General features: G+C 61.1%; 19 protein-coding genes and 1 tRNA gene. 11 read left to right on the top strand and 9 right to left on the bottom strand.

The window, feature by feature from the left end; genetic code table 11:
• Window positions 1–125 precede the first annotated feature (125 nt).
• The 7 genes from tig to RYH70_RS10890 all read left to right on the top strand — a co-directional run bounded on the left by tig (window position 126) and on the right by RYH70_RS10890 (window position 8843).
• Window positions 126–1451 (top strand): trigger factor, encoded by a 1326-nt coding sequence (gene tig, locus RYH70_RS10920; RefSeq protein ID WP_055099990.1) that lies wholly within the window; start codon window positions 126–128, stop codon window positions 1449–1451.
• Between the two features lie 240 nt (window positions 1452–1691).
• Entirely contained in the window at window positions 1692–2342 is a 651-nt protein-coding gene (clpP, locus tag RYH70_RS10915) for an ATP-dependent Clp endopeptidase proteolytic subunit ClpP (RefSeq protein WP_014994726.1), read from the top strand.
• A gap of 102 nt (window positions 2343–2444) precedes the next feature.
• The gene (clpX, locus tag RYH70_RS10910) at window positions 2445–3725 is read left to right on the top strand and encodes an ATP-dependent Clp protease ATP-binding subunit ClpX (RefSeq protein WP_014994725.1); all 1281 of its coding nucleotides are present in this window, start codon (window positions 2445–2447) and stop codon (window positions 3723–3725) included.
• A 32-nt stretch (window positions 3726–3757) separates the two neighbouring features.
• On the top strand, window positions 3758–6154 hold the full coding sequence (gene lon / locus RYH70_RS10905; protein WP_022994971.1) for an endopeptidase La: 2397 nt from the start codon (window positions 3758–3760) through the stop codon (window positions 6152–6154).
• A 186-nt stretch (window positions 6155–6340) separates the two neighbouring features.
• Entirely contained in the window at window positions 6341–6613 is a 273-nt protein-coding gene (locus RYH70_RS10900) for an HU family DNA-binding protein (protein ID WP_014994723.1), read from the top strand.
• Window positions 6614–6623: 10 nt separating this feature from the next.
• Window positions 6624–6700: transfer RNA gene (locus tag RYH70_RS10895), tRNA-Asp, on the top strand.
• A gap of 226 nt (window positions 6701–6926) precedes the next feature.
• Window positions 6927–8843 (top strand): SurA N-terminal domain-containing protein, encoded by a 1917-nt coding sequence (locus tag RYH70_RS10890; RefSeq protein ID WP_055099991.1) that lies wholly within the window; start codon window positions 6927–6929, stop codon window positions 8841–8843.
• Window positions 8844–9128: 285 nt separating this feature from the next.
• Here the strand turns inward: RYH70_RS10890 and nadN are convergent, their stop codons facing one another.
• The 8 genes from nadN to gloB form a co-directional block, all read right to left on the bottom strand.
• Window positions 9129–10961: an NAD nucleotidase gene (gene nadN, locus RYH70_RS10885; RefSeq protein ID WP_022994973.1), complete on the bottom strand. Its 1833-nt coding sequence runs from the start codon at window positions 10959–10961 to the stop codon at window positions 9129–9131.
• Between the two features lie 81 nt (window positions 10962–11042).
• A complete protein-coding gene (locus tag RYH70_RS10880) occupies window positions 11043–11846 on the bottom strand; it encodes an enoyl-ACP reductase FabI (RefSeq protein ID WP_233918339.1) in 804 nt (267 codons plus the stop codon).
• An 81-nt stretch (window positions 11847–11927) separates the two neighbouring features.
• Window positions 11928–13532 (bottom strand): ABC transporter ATP-binding protein, encoded by a 1605-nt coding sequence (locus RYH70_RS10875; RefSeq protein ID WP_233918340.1) that lies wholly within the window; start codon window positions 13530–13532, stop codon window positions 11928–11930.
• A complete protein-coding gene (locus RYH70_RS10870) occupies window positions 13529–14563 on the bottom strand; it encodes an ABC transporter permease (RefSeq protein ID WP_022994976.1) in 1035 nt (344 codons plus the stop codon). Before RYH70_RS10870 ends, RYH70_RS10875 begins: the two co-directional genes overlap by 4 nt.
• Window positions 14563–15651, bottom strand: a complete 1089-nt coding sequence (locus RYH70_RS10865) for a microcin C ABC transporter permease YejB (RefSeq protein ID WP_022994977.1) — start codon at window positions 15649–15651, stop codon at window positions 14563–14565. Before RYH70_RS10865 ends, RYH70_RS10870 begins: the two co-directional genes overlap by 1 nt.
• Window positions 15652–17451: an extracellular solute-binding protein gene (locus RYH70_RS10860; protein WP_022994978.1), complete on the bottom strand. Its 1800-nt coding sequence runs from the start codon at window positions 17449–17451 to the stop codon at window positions 15652–15654.
• Between the two features lie 136 nt (window positions 17452–17587).
• Window positions 17588–19162, bottom strand: coding sequence for a LysM peptidoglycan-binding domain-containing protein (locus tag RYH70_RS10855; protein WP_317009113.1), 1575 nt, complete (start codon window positions 19160–19162; stop codon window positions 17588–17590).
• Window positions 19163–19329: 167 nt separating this feature from the next.
• Window positions 19330–20103, bottom strand: a complete 774-nt coding sequence (gene gloB / locus RYH70_RS10850) for a hydroxyacylglutathione hydrolase (RefSeq protein ID WP_233918343.1) — start codon at window positions 20101–20103, stop codon at window positions 19330–19332.
• Between the two features lie 79 nt (window positions 20104–20182).
• Between gloB and RYH70_RS10845 the strand changes: the two genes are divergently transcribed.
• From RYH70_RS10845 to dnaQ, 3 genes are read left to right on the top strand one after another with little or no spacing between them, the layout of a single operon-like run.
• Window positions 20183–20965, top strand: a complete 783-nt coding sequence (locus RYH70_RS10845; RefSeq protein ID WP_022994981.1) for a class I SAM-dependent methyltransferase — start codon at window positions 20183–20185, stop codon at window positions 20963–20965.
• 37 nt (window positions 20966–21002) lie between these two features.
• Window positions 21003–21446: a ribonuclease HI gene (gene rnhA, locus RYH70_RS10840; protein WP_031228259.1), complete on the top strand. Its 444-nt coding sequence runs from the start codon at window positions 21003–21005 to the stop codon at window positions 21444–21446.
• Window positions 21443–22162, top strand: coding sequence for a DNA polymerase III subunit epsilon (dnaQ, locus tag RYH70_RS10835; RefSeq protein ID WP_063139522.1), 720 nt, complete (start codon window positions 21443–21445; stop codon window positions 22160–22162). Before rnhA ends, dnaQ begins: the two co-directional genes overlap by 4 nt.
• 215 nt (window positions 22163–22377) lie before the next feature.
• On the opposite strand, the gene RYH70_RS10830 is transcribed toward dnaQ, so the two are convergent.
• Window positions 22378–23475: an anthranilate synthase component I family protein gene (locus RYH70_RS10830; protein WP_317009112.1), complete on the bottom strand. Its 1098-nt coding sequence runs from the start codon at window positions 23473–23475 to the stop codon at window positions 22378–22380.
• Window positions 23476–23571: 96 nt separating this feature from the next.
• Between RYH70_RS10830 and RYH70_RS10825 the strand changes: the two genes are divergently transcribed.
• Window positions 23572–25338 carry a hypothetical protein gene (locus tag RYH70_RS10825; protein WP_317009111.1) on the top strand — a complete coding sequence of 589 codons (1767 nt, stop codon included), beginning with the start codon at window positions 23572–23574 and terminating at the stop codon, window positions 25336–25338.
• The last annotated feature ends 65 nt before the right edge of the window (window positions 25339–25403 follow it).

The following is a 25403-nucleotide window of genomic DNA, read 5'->3' as shown; positions in this document are numbered from 1 at the left end:
GCATCTGGCGTCTCGTGGGCGTAGGCAGGGCGGCTGCCATTGATTATAATTTGCGCCCTTCATACGGGGTCCATCCGTACACCGGGGACCGCGGGATTTGAAAAGTCTTTTAAATAGAGGATGTTATGCAGGTTTCTGTAGAAACGACTTCAGGTCTGGAACGACGCATGACCGTCGGTGTTCCCGCGGATAAAGTGGATCAGGCGGTGGAAAACAAGCTGCGCGAAGCGCAGAAAAACATCCGTCTGGACGGTTTCCGCCCTGGCAAAGTGCCGTTGCGTGAGGTAAAGCGCCGTTTCGGCGCCGCCGTGCGTAACGAAGTACTGGCCGATGTGATGCGCGAGTCCTTCCTGGAAGCGGTTGAGAAGGAAAACCTGCAACCCGCCGGTCTGCCGGGTTTCGAAGCCACCCGTAATGAGGGCGGCCAGGACCTGGAATTCGTGGCCACTTTCGAGGTGTTTCCGGAAGTGGAACTGGCTGACCTGTCCACCATCGAGGTGGAGAAACCGGTAGCGGAAATCACCGACGCCGACGTTGACGAAATGATCGAGACGCTGCGTTCCCAGCGCTCCGACTTCGCTGAAGTGGACCGTGCCGCCGAGCAGGGCGATCGCGTCAATATCGATTATAAAGGCCTGAAAGACGGCGAGGCTTTTGAAGGCGGCAGCGCCGAAGGGCAGAACCTGGAGCTGGGCTCCGGCAGCATGATTCCGGGCTTCGAGGACGGCATCGTCGGCATGAAAGCCGGTGAAGAGAAAGACATCGACGTGACCTTCCCGGAGGAGTACCACTCCGAGGAATTGAAAGGTCAGGCGGTGGTGTTCCAGATCAAGGTCAACAAAGTGGAAGCCAAGGCTCTGCCGGAAGTGGACGCCGAGTTCATGAAGGCATTTGGCGTTGAGGATGGTGATCTGGAGACCTTCAAGACCGAAGTTCGCAACAACATGGAACGCGAACTGAAGAACGCGGTATCCGGCAAGGTCAAAGAGCAAACCATGGACGGCCTGGCCAAACTGCACGAGTTCGATCTGCCGGCGGCGCTGATCAAGCAGGAAATCGATCGCATGCGCCAGCAGATGGTGCAGCAGTTCGGTGGCGGTCAGCAGTTTGATGCCTCCATGCTTCCCGAAGAGCTGTTCCGTGACCAGGCCGAGCGTTCCGTTCGTCTGGGTCTGGTGGTGCGCGCCATCCTCGAGAAGAATGACCTGAAACCGGATGCTGATCGCGTCAAGGCCCGGGTCGAAGACATCGCCGCTCAGTACGAGCAGCCGCAGGAACTGATCAACTGGATCTACAACAACCCGCAGCAACTGCAGCAGATCGAGGGCGCGGTGCTGGAGGATCAGGTGGTGGATCTGGTCCTGGAAGGGGCCAAGGTCGAGGAGAAGACCATGTCCTACCAGGAGGCGGTGAAACCCCGCCAGCCGGAGCAGGCCGACGAGACGGCCTGAGCCGAATAGACCTACGAAGAGCGGGGCCTTTTGGCCCCGTTTTGCTGTGAAAGTAACCGTATTGACCAAGTTTTGCGCAGTTAACCCACTTCTGGCACCGCCTTTGTGGACGCCCTGCCGAAGGGCGTCATAGTATCGGAAAAAACGGGCAGGCCCTTGTGATTCGAGGGTGCCGCCCCAACACCCGCGGTATCAAGCCGGGCACGCTGCCCATGATCCCGTAGACAAAGGAAACGCTAGATGATCGATCTGAGCCGGATTACCTCCCTGACCCCGGAGATGAAAACGCTGATGGCCGACCCCACCGCCACGGGGCTGGTGCCGATTGTGGTGGAGCAAACCTCCCGGGGCGAGCGGCAGTTCGATATATACTCCCGACTGCTCAAGGAGCGGGTGATCTTCCTGATTGGCCAGGTGGAAGACTACATGGCCAACCTGATCGTGGCGCAGATGTTGTTTCTTGAGTCCGAGAACCCGGACAAGGATATTCATCTGTATATCAACAGCCCCGGTGGTTCGGTAACCGCGGGGATGTCCATTTACGACACCATGCAATTCATCAAGCCGGAGGTATCCACCATGTGCGTGGGCCAGGCGGCCAGCATGGGCGCTTTCCTGCTTGCGGCCGGCGCCGAAGGTAAACGCCTGGCATTGCCGCATTCCCGGGTGATGATTCACCAGCCGCTGGGCGGTTTCCAGGGCCAGGCTTCCGATATTGAGATCCATGCCAAGGAGATTCTCAAGATCAAGGCCCAGCTCAATGAGTTGCTGGCCAAACACACCGGCCAGCCGCTGGAAGTGCTGGAGCGTGACACCGACCGCGACAATTTCATGTCCGCGGAGCAGGCGCGGGAATACGGTCTGATTGACCAGGTGGTCCATCGGCGCTGAGGGTCTGGAACGGCTCCGGGGCACCTCCCCGGAGCTTCCGGGCTTGAAAAAAGCGGGTTCTCCCTGCATCTTCAAAGTTAAATCAGGTTCAGAGGCGATTCGATGACCGATAACACCGGAAAGAGCGACGACGGCAAGCTGCTGTACTGCTCGTTCTGTGGCAAGAGCCAGCACGAAGTCCGCAAGCTGATCGCGGGCCCGTCGGTCTTCATCTGTGATGAGTGCGTGGATCTGTGCAATGACATCATCCGCGAGGAAGTCCAGGAAGACGGCGACAACAGTGGTCAGGAAAGCCTGCCCAAGCCCGACGAGATCAAGAACACGCTCGATGAGTACGTGATCGGTCAGGAACGGGCCAAGAAAGTGCTTTCCGTGGCTGTATACAACCACTATAAGCGGCTCAACAGCACCCTGCGCGGTCGTGACGACGTGGAGCTGGGCAAAAGCAATATCTTGCTTATCGGTCCCACCGGCAGCGGTAAGACCCTGCTGGCTGAAACCCTCGCGCGCCTGCTCAATGTTCCCTTCACCATTGCTGACGCCACCACGCTGACCGAGGCCGGTTATGTCGGTGAGGATGTGGAGAACATTATCCAGAAGCTGTTGCAAAAATGTGATTACGATGTGGAGAAGGCCCAGAAGGGTATCGTCTACATTGATGAGATCGACAAGATCTCGCGTAAATCCGACAACCCGTCCATCACTCGTGATGTTAGTGGGGAAGGGGTGCAGCAGGCTCTGTTGAAGCTGATCGAGGGCACGGTGGCCTCGGTGCCGCCCCAGGGGGGGCGCAAGCATCCGCAGCAGGAATTCCTGCAGGTGGACACCTCCAATATCCTGTTCATCTGTGGTGGCGCTTTCGCCGGCCTGGACAAGGTCATCCGGGACCGTTCAGAGAAGGGCGGCATCGGTTTTTCCGCCGAGGTGAAAAGCAAGGAAGGGGACCGCAATGTGGGCGAGACCCTGGTCGGCGTGGAGCCGGAGGATCTGGTCAAATACGGCCTGATTCCGGAATTCATCGGCCGTCTGCCGGTGGTGGCGACTCTGGAAGAGTTGTCCGAGGACGCGCTGGTGCAGATTCTCACCGAGCCGCGTAATGCCCTGACCAAACAGTACATGCGCCTGTTCGAGATGGAAGGCGTGGAACTGGACTTCCGCGAGGACGCCTTGCGTTCCGTGGCTCGCAAGGCGATGGAACGAAAGTCCGGCGCCCGTGGTCTGCGTTCCATCCTGGAAAGCGTTTTGTTGGATACCATGTACCAGGTGCCTTCCATGGAGGGCGTGGTCAAAGTGGTGATCGACAGCGCCACCATCCAAGGTGAATCGGAGCCGTTGCTGATCTACGAAAACAGCGAGCAAACGTCCCGAGTGGCGCCCGATTGATCGGGCGCCCCGTGAACCGATAGAGGCCCTAAGTGCTGAAAGATATTCCTTTGCTTCCGCTCAGAGACGTGGTGGTGTATCCCCATATGGTGATCCCGCTGTTCGTCGGGCGGGAGAAATCCATCGCCGCTCTGGAAGCGGCCATGAGCGACGACAAGCAGATCATGCTGGTCGCCCAGCGCAATGCCTCGGACGATGACCCCGGCGAGGACGATATCTACCGGGTGGGCACCGTTTCCACCATCCTGCAAATGCTGCGACTGCCCGACGGCACCGTGAAAGTGCTGGTGGAAGGCGGCGTGCGCGGCCATGTCACCCGGGCCCGCTTTGACGAGCAGGGCGGGGTGGCGGATGTGCGGGAACTGGATGACCAGTTGCCGTCGCTGAGCGAGCAGGAGGCACTGGCCCGGTCGCTGCTGGCGCAGTTCGAGGAATACGTCAAGCTGTCCAAGAAAGTGGCACCGGAAGTAATGAGCTCGGTGCAATCGATCGAGGACATCAGCCGTCTGGCGGACACTATTTCCGCCCATCTTCAGCTGAAGCTGGAAGAAAAACAGGACGTGCTGGAAATGGCCGATGTGCGCGAGCGGGTGGAACACCTGGTGGCGCTGATGGAATCCGATATGGATGTGCTGAAGATGGAAAAGCGCATCCGTGGCCGGGTCAAGAAGCAGATGGAGAAGAGCCAGCGCGAGTACTATCTGAACGAGCAGATGAAAGCGATTCAGAAGGAACTCGGCGATCTGGACGACAGCGGCAACGAGCTCGAGGATCTGGAAAAACGCATCGACAGCGCTGGCATGAGCAAGGACGCCTTGGAGAAATCCAAAGCTGAATTGAGCAAGCTGCGCATGATGTCGCCAATGTCCGCCGAGGCCACGGTAGTCCGCAGCTACCTGGACTGGATGACCTCGGTGCCGTGGAAAAAACGCAGCCGGGTGCGTCACGATCTGGCCCATGCCCGTGATGTGCTGGACCAGGATCATTACGGTCTGGAAGAGGTGAAGGAACGGATTCTGGAGTTCCTCGCCGTGCAAAGCCGGGTCGGCAAGGTCAAAGGGCCGGTGCTGTGCCTGGTGGGGCCGCCGGGGGTGGGCAAGACCTCCCTGGGCCAGTCCGTGGCCAGAGCCACCAACCGCAAGTTCGTGCGGATGGCGCTGGGCGGTGTTCGTGATGAAGCGGAAATCCGTGGCCACCGCCGTACTTATATCGGTTCATTGCCGGGCAAGGTGATCCAGAAACTCTCCAAGGTGGGGGTGCGTAATCCGCTGTTCCTGCTCGACGAAGTCGATAAGATGGGCATGGATATGCGCGGCGATCCCGCTTCCGCGCTGTTGGAAGTGCTGGATCCGGAACAGAACAACACCTTCAACGATCATTATCTGGAAGTGGATTACGATCTCTCCGAGACGCTGTTCATCTGCACTTCCAACTCAATGAACATTCCCGCTCCGTTGCTGGATCGCATGGAAGTGATTCGTCTTCCCGGCTATACCGAGGAAGAGAAAGTCAACATCGCTTCTCAATACCTGATTCCGAAGCAGATCAAAGCCAATGGCCTGAAGAAGGACGAAGTGGCGTTCAGCGACGACAGTCTGCGCCATATCGTTCGCCACTATACCCGTGAAGCCGGGGTGCGCGGGTTGGAGCGGGAGATCAGCAAGATCTGCCGCAAGGTGGTGAAAGAGCATTCGCTGAGCCGTTCCACCGAGACGGTGACATTGTCCGAGGACAATCTCGATCACTATCTGGGAGTGCGCAAGTTCAGCTACGGCCTGGCCGAGGAGCAGGATCAGATCGGGCAGGTTACCGGCCTGGCCTGGACCTCCGTCGGCGGCGAGCTGCTGACCATTGAGAGCGTGTCCACGCCGGGTAAAGGCCGTGTCACCACTACGGGCTCCCTGGGGGATGTGATGCAGGAGTCGATCCAGGCGGCGTGGACGGTGGTGAAAAGCCGTTCCCGTATGCTGGGGATTCGCCGCCGGCAATTGGAGCGTAATGACCTGCACATTCACGTGCCGGAAGGGGCGACCCCGAAGGATGGCCCCAGTGCAGGGATTGCCATGTGCACCGCCATGGTTTCGGTGTTGTGCGGGATTCCGGTTCGCGCCGACGTGGCGATGACCGGGGAGATCACACTGCGTGGTCAGGTTCTGGCCATCGGTGGATTGAAAGAAAAACTGCTGGCCGCTCACCGCGGCGGCATAAAAACCGTCTTGATTCCTCAGGAAAATGAGCGCGACCTGAAGGAAGTGCCGGAAAATATCAAAGCGTCATTGGATATTCGTCCGGTAAAATGGATCGATCAGGTGCTGGAAGTGGCTTTAACGCAAACGCCGACGCCTTTGAGCGAAGCGGAAGTGGAAGAGGATCTGGCCCTGGCCGATGAAAAAGCGCAGCGAGAATCAGAGCGGCCAAGCACCCATTGAGCCGCCTTTTTTTCCGCGTTTAACAGTTTGATTTGGCAGACTTTTTTACAATCACGTGAGTTGTCGGTACAGCGCCTTTCCTTTCTTGACGCCTGCCTAAAGCGATTGGTATAAAGGCGGCTTCGTCGTAAGGAGAGTGCGTTACGCCTCGACCACGAAACCGGGAAACAGCAAAAGGGGAATTTTGTGAATAAATCAGAACTGATTGATGCGATCGCAGCGGCTGCTGACATTTCCAAAGCCGACGCGGGTCGTGCTCTGGATGCGACGCTGGAAGCGATCACCGGTGCACTGAAGAAAGGCGATAGCGTTTCTCTGGTTGGCTTCGGTACTTTCTCCGTGAAGCAGCGTGCCGCTCGTGAAGGCCGCAATCCGCAGACCGGTGAGACCATTAAGATCGCCGCAGCCACCGTGCCGGGCTTCAAAGCCGGCAAGGCACTGAAAGACGCGGTGAACTAAACTGGTTTCGGGAGCGGTAGTTCAGCTGGTTAGAATACCGGCCTGTCACGCCGGGGGTCGCGGGTTCGAGTCCCGTCCGCTCCGCCAGTCCCAGGAAGCGTATCCGGAGAGCGGATGCGCTTTTTTGCTTTGAGAACCTGTTCCTGATTTTTATATCGCTTCGCTTCCTGGCTCTTGGGATGACGGGGTCGAAGGAGTCGATCCTCATACGGCGAAAAATCATGAACAGGCTCTCTGGAACCCGGAACCGTCTGACGCTTTGGTGTTCCAAATAAAAACGAATCGATTGATCGGTATCTCTTTGGAGTGAAGCATGCAGGAGTTCAGGCGATTTGTCCGCGGGCCCGTGGGCAAGGTTCTGCTCGCCGCCATTATTCTCCCTTTTATTATTTCCGGGTTTTATGGTTATTTCACCGGTGGGGGTGACTCGGTCTCGGTGGCCGAGGTGGACGGCAATAAAATTTATCGCAACTACGTGACCGCGAGAACCGAGCGGTTGCGGCAGATGCTGCGTCAGCAAAGCCCGGGTGTGAGCGAGGCCATGCTGGATGCCTACGTGCGCCCGGAGATGGTGCTGGAAGGCATCATCAACGAGCAGCTTACTTTGTCCGCCGCCAATAGCGCTGATATGGCTTTCAGCGAAGTGCAGGCCGCGGCGGAGATCCGTTCCAATCAGGCGTTTTTCGAGAACGGAAAATTTTCCGACGAACAGTTTGAGCGTTTATTGCGCAGCCAGGGCATGACCCCGCGAGGCTATCTCGATGGCTATCGTCAGGACCGGCTGACCCAACAATACCGCTTCGCTTTTACCGGCACCGACTTCGCGTTACCCGGTGAACTTGCCGAGCAGCGTCGCTTGGGCGAGCAGACCCGTGATCTGCGTTACGTGCAGTTGTCCCTGGCGGATCTGGAAAGCCAGTTCAACGCCACCGATGAGCAGGTGGCGCAGTATTACCAGGATCACCAGGACCAGTTCATGCGTCCCGAGCGCTATCGCATCAGCTATCTGGTGCTGAGCCCGGAGCAGTACGAGGCGCAAGTTGATGTCAGCGACGATGATATTCGCGCCGAATACGAAGCTCGCCGCAGCATGGCGGAGAGTCGCGCCAACGGCTCCAAGGAAGTGGCCCATATTCTGATTGGCACGGACGAGCGCAGTGCGGATGAGGCGCTTGAGCGCGCCCGTGAAGTGCGCGAGGCCATCGAAGGTGGCGAGTCTTTCGCCGATGCCGCGAAGACCTATTCCGACGATCCGGGCAGTGCCGATAATGGCGGTAATCTGGGCATGCTGGCCCCCGGTTCGCTGCCGGAGGCACTGGATGAGGCGCTCAAGTCCTTGTCCGTGGGAGATGTTTCCGAGCCGGTGGTGTCTGAATCCGGCGTGCACTTGCTGACCGTACTGCGGGAGGACAAACAGACCTTCCCGCCGCTGGACGAAATGCGCGAGGGTCTGATCGCCGATCTCAAAGCCGCCCGTGCTCAGTCCATGATGATGGACGCGCTGGCACAGATGGAAGAGCTGGTATTCGAGCACGGTGATCTGCAAACCCCGGCGGAGCAGTTGGGCCTGAAAGTCGAGACCACCGATTGGGTGGCGGTCAATGATCTGCCGGCGGAACTGGACTCTCCAAAGGTGCGTGAAGCCCTGAATACTCCGGCGGTGAAGGAGCAGGGCCATAACAGTGATGTGCTGGAGCTGGATGGCGGGCGCTATCTGGCGGTGCACCTGGAGGATCGCCAGGAGCCGGAGCCGTTGCCGCTTGATCAGGTGGCGGACCGGATTCGCGACACCCTTAAAGGGCAACAAGCACGGGAAAAAGCACTTTCCCTGGCTGAACAGGCTCGCGAGCTGGCGAAGGAAGGCAAGGCGTTGGATGAGATCGCGGCGCTGGCAAACGCCCGGATCGAAGAGCAAAGCGAGGTGCATCGCGGTGCCCGCCAACCGGCGCCGATGGTGGTACAGCAAGCTTTCACGCTGCCATGGACGCGGGAGCAGGGCGCTTCTGAAATTCAGGTGGCGGATTTGCCCAATGGTGGCTGGGTGGCCTTCCAGGTTACCGGAGTCACTGATGGTGGTCAGGAACCGTTGCCGGAAAGCCAGCAGAAGCAGGCTTTGCTGCAACTGGGTGAGATGGAAGGCGAGCGCGATTTCGAGCAGGTCATGGCGTTCCTGCGCGATACCCGCGACGTCACCATCCATGCCGATGAACTGCGCGCCAAGCCCGAATAAGCCGCTACAGTCACGGCGATAATAAAAAGCCCGCTCTTGAATCAGAGCGGGCTTTTTTATGGCTCCGTGCGCAATAGCGGGAGTGAGAGTGAGTGTCTCCATTGGGACACTGGTCTGTACGAAGGCCTTCCGGGGTCGCTGGCACAGAAGGGGGGGGAGCTTGCCTGCAAGCGAATGGACTCCCGGGTCCCTGGATTCGCTTGCAGGCAAGCTCCCACAGCGGCTCCGTGGTGGCCTCTTATGGCCGCCGTCCATGGCGGTCATCCTGCGGGTCGTCGTTGAAGCTTATTCCGCCGCCGGGGTGTAGTGGCGGGTGGAGTAAGCTTCCAGGGCAGGCTTGCCAACCGTGCCGACTTCCATCATGTAGTCGACAAAGGACTGCGCGTAATCGAGGAAAGTGTCCACGGCGCGTCCGTCTTCGCTGACCGTACCGAAGGTGAGGTAGCCATCCTGGCCGCTGGCGGTGAAGCTGTTGCTCACCACGGTCAACTCGGTGGTATCGTCCAGCGGCTGCCACTCGCCTTCGTTGCGCAGACGGTATTCTATGTCATAGAGGCGCTCGCCTTCCGCCCGGTTCATGTCCACGTACCAGCGCAGTCCGGAGGCATAGGGATAGGCACCGGAAGAGTCGCTGTGAGCATAATCCACCGCCTCATTGAGCACTTGGCGGATTTCCGCGCCGGTCATATCCAGGTTGGTGAGGGTGTTGCCGAATGGCAGCAAGGTGTAGGCATCACCGATGGTGATGGGACCTGCCGGGATGTCGATGCGCACGCCGCCGGCATTCTGGATGGAGACGTCGGCCTCCTTGCTCATGAACAGAAAGGCGTTGGCCACCACATTGGGAATGTCACCGCCACGATCCGGGTCCTCGCTGGGGCAAGGGTCGCCATACTCCCGACCGGGGATCCGGGCCAGGCACAGGTCTTCGGTGGCGGTGCCGATCTCGATATTCTGGAACTCGTCCAGTTGCTCGGTAAAACCGGCGAGCAGCGTTTGGGCATTGAGGTCGGGGCTGGTCAGACTGAGTTGAGCGTCGGCGTCAACGGCGGCCAGGATCTGTTGCCGTTCCGTGCCCTCGGGCTCATAGGATTCGTCATCGGCGGTTTTACGGGTGATCGAGTCTCCCAGCAGCAAGTACGGCACGCCCGCGCAGGCGGTGACATTGCCGTCGGCATCCCATTCCACGTTCAGCTCTCCCACCACCTGGGAGTACTGCCAGGCCTGGGCGACACAGGCCTGATCGCCATCGGCGTTGGTCACAATGGTGGGGTAATCACCGGATGCGGCCAGGCCGTAATCAGCGAAATCTCCGAGCAGAGTGTGTGAGTCACCTCCGATGATCACATCGACGCCGGACAGATTGGCGGCCATTTCCAGATCATTCTGATACTGATAGTGGGTCAGCAGGATGATTTTATTGACGCCCTGATCGGCCAGTTCGTCGATCATGGCCTGAGCGGTTTCCTGCTCGTCCAGAAACTCCGTGGTATCCAGCGGGCTGGAGCTGTTCTGGGTTTTGCCGGCGATGTCGATACCAATGATACCGACCTGTTGCCCGTCCACTTCGTGGATCACGTAGGGCTTGATGTAGTCGTCCCCGGCGTTGGGCGCTAGCGGGGTGCCTACTTGCGGCTTGACGTTGGCGGCCAGAACCGGAGTCCCGCAACTGTCATCGGCCAGGTAGTCGAGAAACTTCTTGAGGCCGGCGTCACCCCGATCGAATTCGTGATTACCCAGAGCGAAGGCGTCGAAACACACCTGGTTCATCAGTTCGGCATCGGCCTCACCTTCGAAGCTGGAGAAGTACAGCGTGCCGGTGATGGCGTCCCCCGCATGCAGCTTGAGGACATTGCTCCGCGCCGCTTCCCGTTCGGCGATCTTGGCCACTACGCGGGGGAAGCCACCCGAGTCAAAAGTGGTTTCGGCGCCGGCGATATCCAGCGTCAGGCTCGATGCCTCAAGATTGGAGTGATGATCGTTGATATGAAGGATGGTCAGGGACAGCGGCTCCCCACCGCCGCTGTTATCGTTATCGCTGCTGTCGCCACCGCAGCCCGCCAGGGCCAGTGCGGATACCAGCGGCAACAGGGCCAGAGACGTTTTCGGGCTCACCATCAGGCTCCTTTATTGATCGGTTAGGAGCCGCCAGCCTGACAGTCGAATATGTCAGTCTGGTGATGGTGGGGAGGGCGAGGATCAGTCCTCGCCCGGTTCCTCGAACGGCATGGAAACGGTGGCGGCGCCAGCATCCACGTAGGTGATCTCGCCGGTAATACCGGAAGCCAGATCGGAACACAGGAAAGCGGCGGTATTACCCACTTCCTCGATGGTGACGTTACGGCGCAGCGGTGCCTTGGCGGCGTTGTACTCCAGCATGGTACGGAATTTCTTGATGCCGGAAGCGGCCAGGGTACGGATCGGACCGGCGGAGACGCCGTTCACGCGAATGCCTTCCGGCCCCAGGCTGGAGGCCAGATAGCGCACCGAGGCCTCCAGGCTGGCTTTGGCCAGGCCCATGACGTTGTAGTTCGGTACGGTTTGGCGGGATGCATGATAGGACAGCGTCAGCAGGGCGCCGTTGCGGCCTTGCATCAGAGGCCGTGCCGCCTTGGCCAGCGCCACGAAGCTGTACGCGGAGATATCGTGAGCAATGCGGAAGCCTTCCCGGGTGGCGACCTCGGCGAAGTTACCATCCAGTTCGTTGGCGGGAGCGAAACCCACCGCGTGCACCACGCCGTCCAGTCCATCCCACTGTTGTCCTAGGTCGGTGAACACCCGGGTGATCTCCTCATCGGAGGTCACGTCGCAGGGGAAGCACAGGCTTTCGTTGCTGCCGTAGGCTTCGGCGGCTTTCAGTACCCGCTTTTTCAGCTTGTCGTTCTGGTAGGTGAAGGCCAGTTCGGCGCCTTCCCGGTGCATGGCTTCGGCGATACCGGTGGCGATGGAGCGATCACTGGCGATGCCGACGATCAGGAAGCGTTTGCCCGCGAGAAAACCCATGGTCTGTCCTCGAATATTGGTGTTGAAGATACCTGGCTCAAGTATAGAGAAAACCGGCCGGGGATAAACGGTGGGGGCCTTTCAATGTGCAACGGCGTGTTTCTTCTCGGTGCTGAAAGCAGCGTCGATCAGGGTGCGCGTATAGTCGTGGGCAGGCCGCTGAAAGACGGTTTCGGTGTCGCCGTGCTCGACCACCTGGCCCTGGCGCATCACCAGCAACCGGTGACTGAGCGCGCGCACCACCTTGAGGTCATGGCTGATGAAAAGGTAGCTGAGCCCGTGCCGGCGTTGCAGATCGCGCAGCAGATCCAGCACCTGGGCCTGCACGCTGCGGTCCAGAGCGGAAGTGGGTTCGTCCAGGATCAGCAGATCCGGTTTCATGATCAGCGCCCGGGCAATGGCGATGCGCTGGCGTTGACCACCGGAGAACTCGTGGGGGTAACGCTCCAGGGCCCCGGGGTCCAGACCCACTTCCCGCAGCAGCTGCCGCACCCGCTCCCGGCGCTGGTCGCGGCTCAGATCCGGTTGGTGCACGCGAAGCCCTTCCTCCACGGCTCGCAGCACCGTCAGGCGTGGATTCAGACTGCCGAAGGGGTCCTGGAATACCACCTGCATATGGCGTCGCCAGGGACGCAGGGCACCACCACGCAGGCGGGTGAGATCCTGATCCAGCAGCACGACGCGTCCCTGACAGGCGACCAGCCGCAGCAGCGCCAGCGCCAGGGTCGATTTGCCGGAGCCGGATTCACCGACCACACCCAGGGTTTCACCACGGCGCAGCTGAAAAGAAATGCGGTCCACCGCCCGGGTTTCCTCCCGTGGGCCGAACCAACCGCGGCGGCTGCCTTTGAAGCTCACCTCAAGATCATCCGCCCGGAGCAGAGTCGGCGCATCGGCCGCCACCGGTACCGCGGTTCCGCTGGGCTCGGCGTCGATCAGATGACGGGTGTACTCCGCTTGTGGCTGACTCAACACCTGCTCCGACGGGCCGCATTCCACCACCTTGCCCTGGTGCATCACCGCCACATCCTCGGCGAACCGGCCCACCAGCCCGAGATCATGGCTGATCAGCAGGATGCCCAGATTACGCTCGTGCTGCAGGCGTTTGAGCAGGTCCATGATGGTTTCCTGGACGGTCACATCCAGGGCGGTGGTGGGCTCGTCGGCGATCAGTAACTCCGGATCATTGGCCAGGGCCATGGCGATCATCACTCGCTGACGTTGCCCGCCGCTGAGCTGGTGGGGGTAGCGCGACAGCATGGCTTCGCTGGCGGGCAGCTCCACCTGGCTCAGCAGCGACAGGCTGCGTTGGCGCGCGGCGGCGCCGCTGAGCCCCTGGTGAATGCGCAGCGTTTCACCGATCTGTTTTTCCACCGTGTGCAAAGGATTCAGCGCCGTCAGCGGTTCCTGGAATATCGTCCCGATACGCCCGCCGCGCAGCCGCCGCCGTTCGGTTTCCGACCAGGCCAGCAGATTCTGGTCATCCAGGCGCAGGGCCTTGGCTTCACGGGTAGCGCTGGCGGGCAGCAGGTCAAGGATCGACATGGCGGTGAGTGATTTGCCGGAACCGGACTCCCCAACCAGTGCCAGCATGCGGCCCCGTTCCAGTTTAAGGCTGACCCGGTCCACCACCGGCGCGGTGTCGCCAAAACGGACCGTCAATTGCTCCAGCTCCAGCAGGCTCATGACAGGAATTTCCTCGGGTCGAAGGCATCGCGCACGGCTTCACCGATGAACACCAGCAGAGACAACATCAACGCCAGGGTGACGAAGGCGCTGAGTCCCAGCCACGGGGCCTGCAGGTTGGCTTTGCCCTGGCCCAGCAACTCACCCAGTGACGGTGAACCCGGTGGCAGGCCGAAACCGATGAAGTCCAGGGAGGTGAGAGTGATCACCGCGGCATTGAGTACGAACGGCAGATAGGTGAGGGTGGCGACCATGGCATTGGGCAGCATGTGCCGGAACATGATCACCGGTGTGCGCACGCCGATGGCCTGGGCGGCGCGCACGTATTCCATGTTGCGGCAACGCAGGAATTCGGCGCGCACCAGATCCACCAGTGTCATCCACGAGAACAGCAGCATGATCACCAGCAGGCTCCAGAAACTGGGCACCACGAAACTGGAGAGGATGATGATCAGATAGAGGATCGGCATGCTCGACCAGATTTCGATGAAGCGCTGTCCGGCAAGATCGGTCCAGCCACCGTAATAGCCCTGGATGGCGCCGACCATGATGCCGATGGCGCTGGCGCTCAGGGTCAGCATCAAACCAAACAGCACCGAGGTGCGGAAACCGTAGATCAGGCGCGCCAGCACGTCCCGGCCTTGATCATCGGTGCCGAGCCAGTTCTCCGCCGAAGGTGGCGCCGGCGCCGGTACCGTGAGCTCGTAATTGATGGTGGTGTAGTGGTAACGGATCGCCGGCCAAAGCATCCAGCCCTTTTCCTCGATCAACTCCCGCACCACCGGATCCCGGTAATTGGCTTCGGTCTCGAAGAAACCGCCAAAGGTGGTTTCCGGATAGGTGTTCAGCACCGGGGTATAGAAAGCGCCGTCATAACGAATCAACAAAGGTTTGTCGTTGGCGATCCATTCCGCGCCGAGACTGAGCACAAACAGCACCAGGAATACCAGCAGGGACCAGAAGCCGCGGCGGTTGGCCCGGAACGCCCGCCATTGCCGCCGCCAGAGAGGGGCGCTTGCCGTCGCCATCATCAGTGGGCCCTCCGCTCGAAATCGATACGCGGGTCCACCCACATGTAGGTCAGGTCGGAGACCAGTTTCAGCAGCATGCCCAGCAGGGTGAAGATGAACAGGGTACCGAACACCACCGGATAGTCCCGGTTGATCACCGATTCGAAGCCAAGCAGCCCGAGACCGTCCAGGGAGAAGATATACTCGATCAACAACACGCCGGTGAAAAACACACTGACGAAAGCGGCCGGGAAACCGGCGATGATGATCAGCATGGCATTGCGGAAAACATGGCGGTAGAGCACCTGCTTTTCACTCAGCCCCTTGGCCCGGGCGGTCTGCACATACTGCTTGCCGATCTCGTCGAGGAACGAGTTCTTGGTCAGCATGGTGAGGGTGGCGAAATTGCCGATGACGATGGCGAGGGTGGGCAGGGCGATGTGGTGCAGGTAATCGATGATCTTGCCGAACCAGGACAACTGCTCGAAATTGTCCGAAGTCAGGCCGCGCAGCGGGAACCACTCAAAATAGGAACCGCCGGCGAACAGCACCACCAGCAGTATGGCGAACAGAAAACTGGGAATGGCGTAACCGATGGCGATGGCGGTGCTGCTCCAGACATCGAACCGGGAGCCGTCCTTCACCGCTTTGCGAATGCCCAGAGGAATCGACACCAGGTAGGCGATGAGCGTGCTCCACAGCCCCAATGATACCGACACTGGAATGCGCTCGATGATCAGATCCGATACCGGACGGTCGCGATAATAGGACTCGCCGAAGTCGAATCTCAGGTAGTTGCGCAGCATGATCCAAAAGCGTTCCAGGGCCGGTTTGTCGAAGCCGTAGAACTGCTCGATACGGGCCACCAGCTCCGGTGACAGCCCGGTGGAGCCACGATAGCCGGAGTGTCCGCCACCGCCGATGGTATCGGCCGTGGTGCCGGCGAAGCCGCCGCCGGGGCCCGCGCCACCGCCCTGACCCTGAAGCTCGGCGAGCACGCGCTCCACCGGGCCGCCGGGCGCCGCCTGTACCACCAGGAAGTTCAGCAAAAGGATGCCGAACAGGGTGGGAATGATCAGCAATAGTCGTTTGAGAATATAACGTGGCATTTATTCCGCCGTTGTATCCCACCAAAGATCCAGGGCCCCGTCGACGCCAAGGTACGGCGGCAAATCCGGATGGGCCAACCGGGAGCGGTAGGCGAAGCGGTGGTAATCCATCCCCCAATTGGGGATCACATAAAATCCCCACTGCAGGGCGCGATCCAGCGCCCGGCTACTGGTCACCAGGGCCTCACGGTCCTTGGCGGAAATCAGGGTTTTCACCAGGCTGTCGATGGCCGGATCCTTGATGCCGGCGTAATTGCGGCTGCTGGGCCGGTCCGCCGCCTTGCTGGACCAGAAGTCCCGCTGTTCGTTGCCCGGAGAGGAGGACTGGCCCCAGCCGCCGACGATCATGTCGAAATTGAAATTTCGCACCCGCTGCAGGTATTGGGACTCATCGACGCGGATCACATCGGCGCTGATACCCAGAGCCTTGAGGTTGCGGGAGAAGGGCAGGACCACACGTTCGAACGCCGGGCTGTAAAGCAGAAACTCGAACTTCACCGGCTTCCCTTCGGGATTGAACAACTGACCGTTACGCACCTCATAGCCGGCTTTCTTGAGCAGGGTCTGGGCGGTACGCAGATTCTCCCGCGGACGGCCGGTGCCGTCGGAGACCGGTGGTTGATACTCCTCGGTAAAGACCCGCTCAGGCAGCTTATCACGTAAAGGTTCCAGCAGTTTCAGCTCGGCTTCGGAGGGCAGTCCGGTGGCGGCCATCTCCGAGTTCTGGAAATAGCTGCGGGTGCGCTTGTACTGGTTGTAGAACAGCTGCTTGTTGGACCATTCAAAGTCCAGCGCGTAGGCCATGGCCTCGCGCAACACCGGGTCCTGGAACAACGGGCGGCGCGTATTGAAGATAAAGCCCTGCATGCCTGAAGGGTTCTGGTGATGGACTTCTTCCTTCACCAGCTTGCCGCTGTTGAAATCCCGCCCGGTGTAGGCGGTGGCCCAGAGTTTGGAGTTCATCTCGAAGCGGAAGTCGTAATCGCCTTTCTTGAAGGCCTCCAGTGCCACGGTCTGGTCCAGATAATACTCAAAGATCACCCGGTCGAAGTTGTACTGGCCCTGGATGACAGGCAGGTCCCAGGCCCAGTAGTCATCACGGCGCTCATACACCACCTGTTTGCCGGGCTTGAAACTGGCGATGCGATAAGGGCCGGACCCCATTGGCACGGTGAGATCCGCCTGAGTGAAATCCTTGTCTTTCCAGAAGTGCTTGGGCAATACCGGAAGCTGGCCGACGATCATTACCAGTTCCCGGTTGTCGCCGGGTTTGAAGGTGAACTTTACCTTGCGCTCGGAGAGTGCCTCCACCTTTTCCACGTCGGCATAGTAGTAGGCGTAAAGCGGCTGGCCATGTTCGGTCAGCTGATTGAAGCTCCATACCACGTCCTCGGCGGTGACCGGGTGACCATCGGCGAAGCGGGCTTCGTCACGCAGAGTAAAGGTGATCCAGCCGCGATCGTCCGGCCATTCCATGCGTTCGGCGAGCAGTCCGTATTCGGTGAACGGCTCGTCCAGGCTGCGCACGGTCAGGCTGTCGTAAATATAGCTGGGACCGAGACCGCCGACGCCGGCGGCGGCACTGCCCTTGGGCAGGTAGGGCATGAAGCTGTCGAAGCCGCCGATCACATGGAGTTTGATCTGACCGCCCTTGGGGGCGTCGGCATTGACGTAGTCGAAGTGACGGAAGGAAGGGCCATACTTGGGAGCGTCGTACATGGTGATGGCATGGCCGCTGTGCACCTCGGCGAAGGCCGGCAGGACCAGCAGCAAACCCAACAAAATGGTGACGGCTCTCATCGTTATTATCCACTCCTGATCGTCATCGAATCTCATATTAGAGCCTGTCGAAGGCCTCGGTGCCAGCTTTCAGCGCCTTCGACAGGGTATATGACCATGAGCGGCGCGCGGCGTTCCGGCGGCCCGCACGGTTCGATCAGGGGGCGTCGCGAATGTCCACGAACAGCGTGACACGATCACCGGGACGCAGGTAGCGGCGCTTGCTCAGGGTATTATTCCAACTGCGAATGTCGTTCACGGACACATTAAAGCGATTGGCGATGGTGTACAACGAATCACCGTGGCGTACCGAATAGCGGACCTGGCGAACCATTTCGGAACGTTGCCCCTGATCGCCGCTTTCGTTGCCGCTCCATACCTGCAAGGTCTGCCCGACCCGCAGTGGATCCTTGGGGTCGAGATCGTTCCATTGGGCCAGGTCGTGTACCGACACCTGGTAATGCCGGGCCAGGTCCCACAGGGTATCGCCGCTGTCGACCTTGTGTGCCAGCCGCCGGCCCCGCGGCTGGGCGCCGTCCCCGGCCGGAGCCGCGCTGCCGCGGGCGGATTGAGGAATCAGCAGGGTCTTGCCGGCGATGATGGTGTTGCCCTTGAGGTGATTGATCTCGCGCAGGACCTGCACCTTGGTGCGATGGCGGTGGGCGATGCTTTGCAGATTGTCGCCGCGAGCGATGGTGTAACGCTGCCAGCGCATTCGCTGGCCGGCGGGTAAGCTGGCCAGCCTGGCCTTGAACCGGTCCGCCTTGTCCGCGGGCACCAGCAGGCGGTGCGGGCCGGCGGGGGCCGTGGCCCAGCGATTGAAGCCGGGATTGAGCAAATACAGTTCTTCCATGGGCACTTCGGCGAGCCGGGCGGCCTGGGTCAGATCCAATTGCCCACCGGTGTCGACACTGATGAAGTAGGGCACATCGGTGATCGGGTGCAGAGCCACGCCATATTGCTTGGGGTTTCTGACAATATCCGCCACCGCCAGAAGCTTGGGTACATAGGCGGTGGTTTCCGTGGGCAGATCCAGGCTCCAGAAGTCGGTGGGCTTGCCCGCCGCTTCGTTGCGTTTCTGAGCCCGGAGAATGGTGCCGGCACCGGCGTTGTAGGAGGCCAGCGCCAGCAGCCAGTCCCCGTCGAAACGGTCGGCGAGCTGTTGCAGATAGGTGAGAGCGGCGCGGGTGGAAGCGATGATGTCGCGGCGGCCGTCGTACCACCAATCCTGGCGCAGACCGAAATGCTGGCCGGTGGAGGGAATGAACTGCCAGGGCCCGGCGGCGCGGCCATGGGAGTAGGCGAAGGGGTCGAAGGCGCTTTCCACCACCGGCAGCAGCGCCAGCTCGGTGGGCATGTGGCGGGCTTCGGTTTCGTCGACGATGAATTTCAGGTAGCGCTCCGCGCGCGTGGTGACCCGGGTGAAATAGACCGGGTGGCGGGTATAGAACACCCGCTGCTCTTCCACTCGGGGATTGTCCACCCGGGGCAGGCCGTATCCTTCACGCAGTCGCGCCCAGAGATCCTGGTCCTGGTCCGCCGGCTCGGCGATGGCCGTGGGCTCGGGTTCCGCCATGCCGTTGGCGAGGCCGGCTGTGCCTGCCTCTGGTTCCGGTATTGGTTCCGGTGCCGCCGGTGGCATGGGCGGCAGTTCATCCACGGATGGTGTCAGTGAGCAGCCCCCGCCAAACCACAACACCCCCAAGGCAAAAACGCCTAGAAGTTTATGCATGTCAATTATATGGCTATTGAAATTCCGGTGAATTCTAGGGACCGGGAAAGGTTACGGCAAGGTTAAAGAACCGCTGAATGACTCCCTGGCGCTTGCGCGGGTGCTACAGGCCGCGGTAGCCAGAAGCGCGAGGGAGTCATTCAGCGGTTCCTTGAATGTGTCCGGCGTCAGCCGTTGTCCTTCCAGCGCCGCAGGGCGGCGAAGCTGTCCACCGGGGTGTCCAGCGGCGCGTCGAAGTGGCGCTCACAGGACTGACGCAGAGCGGGCTCGGTGGCACGCAGGAAGGGGTTGGTGCGGCGCTCCACCGCGATGGTGGAGGGCAGGGTGATATGCCCGGCGTCGCGCAGGGCCTTGACGTCGTTCAGACGCGTCCGCACGTCCGGGTCCTCCGGTGTCACCTTGGCGGCGAAAGTGAGATTGGCCAGGGTGTATTCGTGGGCGCAGAAGACCTGGGTGTCTTCTGGTAGCGCCGCCAGTCGCGACAAGGAATGGTGCATCTGCTCCGGCGTGCCCTCGAACAGGCGCCCGCAACCTCCGGCGAACAGGGTGTCACCGCAGAACAACCAGCCCGGCTGGCGGGCATGGTAGGCGATGTGTCCAAGGGTGTGGCCAGGCACGTCCAGCACTTCCAGTTCCAGATCCAATTCGGCCAGCTTCACCCGGTCACCGTCATTGAGAGGGTGAGTGAGGCCGGGAATGGTTTCCCGGGCCGGGCCGTATACCGGGATATCCCGGTGCTCCAGCAAGGCGTTGACGCCGCCGACATGATCGGGATGGTGATGGGTGATGAGGATGCCGGTAAGAAGCAGGCCCTGCTGGTGCAGCCAGGATTCCACCGGGGCGGCGTCGCCGGGGTCAACCACCACGCAGTGATTGTCACGGCGCAGGGCCCAAATGTAATTGTCCTGGAAGGCGGCGATCGCCGTAGGGGTCTGAAGCATGTCGTGCTACCCTTATTTGGCACTGAACGTCAGCGTTTAGCCTACCACGGAGTCGAGCCTACCAGGGAGAGTGTCACGGATGCAGTTACCCCCATTGCCCCGCGGCCCCTACCGGCGTCATCCCCAGGATATGCCGCATCGTTTTGATCGCTGGCTGGATAGCGATGCCGGCCGCGCCCTGCTCAACGAGGAGCGTGAGCTGCTCGCCGACTGGCTGCCCAGACTGGTGGGGCAGAGGGCGGTGTCGGTGGGTTCCAGCGCCAGCCGGGACATGCTGGAAGGCATTCGTATCCCGTGGTGTTGCAACGTCACGCCGCCGGAACTGGGCGGCGGGCAGATACAGGCCCAGGCCAAGGCCTTGCCCATCGCCAAGAACAGCGTGGATGTGTTGCTACTGCACCATGGTCTCGAGTTTCAGGACGAGCCGCATCAGGTGCTGCGGGAGGCGGCTGGCTGCGTGGCGCCGGGAGGCATGATCGCGGTGGTGTCGTTTCAACCGGTCAGTTTGCTGGGGCTGGCGCGTTGGTTCCGGCCCGGTGCCAGCCGCCGGCCTGGCTGGGTGGGGCGTTATTTCACCCCCTATCGAGTGAGTGACTGGTTGCAGGTGCTCGGGTTTGAGGTGGAAGGCCTGGCCAGCGGCTTCCACAATTTGCCGCTCGGTGAACGCGGCCGCCGCCGGTTGGCGTGGCTGGAATGGCTGGGGCGGCGCCTGTGGTGGCGCCACGGCGCCTGTTATCTGTTGGTGGCGCGCAAGCGGGCCGCCATGGTGCGACCGCTGGCGCCGTCGTTCCGGCGCGGCGAGCCATCGCGCCCGACGGTCATTTCCGTGCCCCTGGCCCGCTGGCAACGCAACGTGGAATGAATATCGAAGATAAAAGTGGACAGGAGTGGAGTGGTTCTTGAAGACAGTGGAAATTTTTACCGACGGTGCTTGCCGGGGTAATCCAGGGCCGGGCGGCTGGGGGGCGTTACTGCGCCACGGCGAGCACGAGAAGGAACTGTTCGGCGGCGAGCCGTTGACCACCAATAACCGCATGGAATTGATGGCGGCCATCGTGGCTCTGGAAACCTTGAAGTCACCCTGCCGAGTGGTGTTGACCACGGATTCCCAGTATGTGCGTCAGGGTATCACCGAATGGATGGCCAATTGGAAGCGGCGTGGCTGGCGCACGGCTTCCCGCCAGCCAGTGAAAAACGCCGATCTGTGGCAGCGTCTGGATCAGGCCGCCGCCCCCCACGAGGTGGAATGGCGCTGGGTGCGAGGCCACAGCGGGCACGTGGAGAACGAACGGGCGGACCGCCTGGCCAACCGTGGAATTGATCAGATGAGTGTGGACCGATGAGACAGATCGTACTGGATACGGAAACCACCGGCCTGGAACCCGCCGCCGGACACCGTATTATCGAGATCGGTTGTGTGGAGGTGGTGAACCGCCGCATTACCGGTAACAACCTGCACCTGTACATCAATCCGGAGCGGGAGATCGACGAGGGGGCGATGGAGGTGCACGGCATCACCCTGGAGTTCCTCGCCGACAAGCCGGTGTTCGCGCAGGTCGCCGAGGAATTTGTCAATTTCATCGACGGCGCCGAGCTGGTGATCCACAACGCGCCTTTCGATGTGGGCTTCATCAACCATGAGCTGAAGTTGCTGGGCGCCAGGTGGGGCACGGTGGAGCAGCGCTGCCGGGTGCTGGATACCCTGCGGCTGGCGCGGGAAATGCACCCCGGGCAGAAGAACAGCCTGGACGCGTTGTGCCGCCGCTACGACGTGGACAATGGCCACCGGGAGTTGCACGGCGCTCTGCTTGACTCGGAGATTCTTGCCGACGTTTATCTGGCCATGACCGGTGGCCAGACCCACCTTTCCCTGGGCGGACAGGATAGTGGCGGCGGCGGCCAGCGGCAGGCGGAGGCGATTCGCCGGCTGAGCGCGGATCGCCCTTCGCTGCGGGTGGTGTCCGCTGACGGCGACGATCTGCAGCGCCATCTGGACAAGCTGCGTTCCATGGCGGAGCAAAACGGCCAGCCCACCTTGTGGGAGACCGAAGAAGGCTGATACCGAAGGCGAAAGAATATCGCGGTAGTCCATGGGGTTTGGAAACATGAACGCGCGCTGCATTCGCGAGCCAGCTCGCTTCCCACAGAGAGCACTACAGAGCCGCTGTGGGAGCGGCCTTGGCCGCGAATGGAGCGCCACCGTGGCGCGGTAAGCGTGCTGGCGAATTGCGGCACAGCAATGATCCACGGACCGAATGTTCCTTTAGCGCCGGATTATAACACCGCCATCAGCTTTTCCACCTTGAAGCGGCTCTCCCGATACTCTTCCTCGGTGGTGGAATCCATCACGATGCCACCGCCGCCGTGGCAGTACAGCGCGTTGCCCCGGGTGTAGAGGGTGCGGATCAGAATGTTGCTGTCCAACCGGCCCTGATCGTCCTGCCAGAACAGCGTGCCGCAATAGGGGCCGCGCGGCACGGGTTCCAGTTCCTGAATGATTTCCATGGCCCGTTTCTTCGGCGCGCCGGTGATGCTGCCTCCGGGAAAGGCGCTGATCAGCGCGGCCAGGGGCGTCACGTCCGCGCGCAGGCGGCCGTGCACGGTGGACACCAGATGCTGCACATTACTGAAGCGGCGCAATTCGAAGAGCGGGTCCACCGTTATTGAGCCCGGTTCGCAAACCGTCCCCAAGTCGTTGCGCAACAGGTCCACGATCATCAGATTCTCGGCGCGGTCCTTGGGATTGGCCAGCAGAGCTTCTCCCAGGCGCCGATCTTCCTCTTCGTTGTTACCGCGTGGCCGTGAGCCTTTGATCGGCTCGGTGACCACCTCGCGGCCGTCCACCCGCAAGAAGCGCTCCGGTGATACGCCGAACACTGCTTCGCCACGATCGCGGAAAAAACAGGCATGGGGCGCGGGGTGCGCGTGCACCAGCCGTTGGAAGGCGATCAGCGGGTTGCCTTCGAAGCGGGCATCGAAACGTTGACTGTAATTTACCTGATAGCAATCTCCGGCTACGAGATAGCAACTGATCCTTTGCAGTGCATAGGCATACTTATCAGCAGTTTGCTGTGCCCGGAACGGCCGGGTCAGGTGGAACTCGCCGGGTTGTTGATGGAACGGCCGAGGTGTGGACCGGTAAAGATGCACCACCGCCGGCTGATCGCAGTGGCCAATGCCGTGCAGGGCCAGGCCCGCCATGTACGGCAGCAGGCCGCAGGCGAACCGGTAACCCTGAGCGAGGGCCTCGGCGACCCGCTCCGGCAGGGCCTCAAGGGTCTCCCGGTCTTGCGCGTACAGGGTGTGATCGGGCGGCCCGAGGGCCAGCAAACGGCCATTTTGATGAAAGACGACGTGAACGCTATCAAGCATGAGGTGTCGGGAAAGGCTCGCGGACGGCGAAAACAGGCCGGCTAGTGTAGCGCTCCCGGCGCCGGGCGGCGACCCGTGGCGAAGGAATAAACGCGCATGAAAAAACTGTTGTTGATGTCCGCTTGTCTGGCCTTGGCGGCTTGCGGCGGTGGGGGTAAAAGCTATGCCGAGCATGATGTGGGGGTCTGCCCCTCGACGGCGCGGTGCTTGCTGAACCCTGGTGGAGAGCACCGGGTAACACTGGAGGGCACCGTGGCGACCAATCTCTCCTATGAGTGCGGCAGTTCCCTCTATTATGTGTTGGATACCGCCTCCGAGCAGTTGCCGGCCAACCAGGCCCTGTGTCCGTCGGACGCTGAAAGCATCGCTTTCTTTCTCGGGGACCGCCGCTACAAGGGGCGCTGGGTCACCCTGGGGGAAGCCTATTTGCCGCAACGGCTGACAACCCGCGATTATCGTTTCACTCTGGCGGATATGGTGGAAGCGCCTCGGCGGATCGGCGCCGGTGATGACTATCGGGTGCGCAACCGGGCGGCGTTGTTGATGGCCCTGGACAGCGATCCGGCCACTTCCCGTCTGGAATTGCCGGAAGGGATCAACCAGCTGGTCAGCGAGAATTTCGACACCCTGATACCGCCGCTGGAGTTTGATTATCCGGACTACGCCGCTTTCCGTGCGGCCTGGCAGCCGTTGCTGGATGCGGTGTCCGCGGAAGCAACGGTTTCCGGTTTTCCGGCGGATCCGTCCACGGTGTCCGCCCGGATCAGCAACGCCAATACGGAGACGCGCGCGGGGGAGTACGTTCTGGAGACTTGTCAGGACGGGGTCGCGCCCTGCGATGAGCTCAAGGCGTTCGATACCAATCAGAACGCATTGCGAATGGAAACCCTGGTACTGCCGGATGGCCGCGTGCTGGGCCTGGGGCAGTTGCAAAAAGGGGATCCGGAAAACGGCGGCAGCGAGGATCTGGTGACCTGGGAGGGGGTTCCCACGCTGGCGGCGGGACTGACCGTCCAGCAGGGGAATATCGTCGGCCTGCTGAACAGCGCCGCCGCCACTGATGCCACCCTGACCGGGCGTTTGCTGGGGCATCGCGCGCTCTATATCAATCAGCGCGTGCAGGGTGGTTTCGTCACCGATTTCGCTCTGGATCTGCCGGGCAGTCCGTCCACGCCCAGTGGCGGTGAAACCGGGCGGGTTCAGGGGAGTGTGCTTGGCGCCGGCAACATTGGCCTGAGTATCCGCGCCACACAGACCGGCCCGGTGAGGATGGACGGCGCCAGTGAGGCCGCAGGCTATTACTCGGTGACCCTGAAACGGGCCTGTACCAGCAACTCGGAGCAGTGCGCGGATTTTATTCCCACCAAGGAACTGGGCAGCAACGGCAACTATCCGGCGTGCCTGCATGACAGCGATGGCAATTGCCAGCCGTTGGAACCAAACCAGGCCCGTGAGCGTAACCGGGCGGATGAAAACCAGATTGAAACCTTCGTGGTGCGTATCTCCGCCGATGGCACCGCTTACGCCGCCAAGTCCTGTGAGGATGAACTGGTTCCCGCCGGGCTGGTCACCGCCGCCAGCCAGAGCCGTGCGACACTGGCGTTGCTGCTGGCGCCGGGGGCTGCCAACAAGGCCGGCACGCCTCACTTTGGCGCCCGCATTGATGGCACTCTGGATCTGAACAATGGTATCCGCCCGTTGTATCGCACGGATCGCTACAGTGAGCGGCTACGTGGTACCTGGCGTGATCTCTACCGCCCGGCCCAGTTGAGGGCCGCCGGAAGCAATGACCAGGGACGCCAGGACTCGGAAAGCCGCGGCTCGGTGGAATGGCGCTATCAGGGCAGTGATTGCGATCTCTGAATCCAATCCGGCACCATTGTCGACAATAACCATTGAAAGATCGGAGGGCGCCGGGTAAAGTCGCC

This window comes from Alloalcanivorax xenomutans (assembly GCF_032810065.1).
Classification (GTDB): domain Bacteria; phylum Pseudomonadota; class Gammaproteobacteria; order Pseudomonadales; family Alcanivoracaceae; genus Alloalcanivorax; species Alloalcanivorax xenomutans.
Note: the sequence above shows the minus strand (reverse complement) of the source record. Positions and strands in the feature narration are given on the sequence as shown.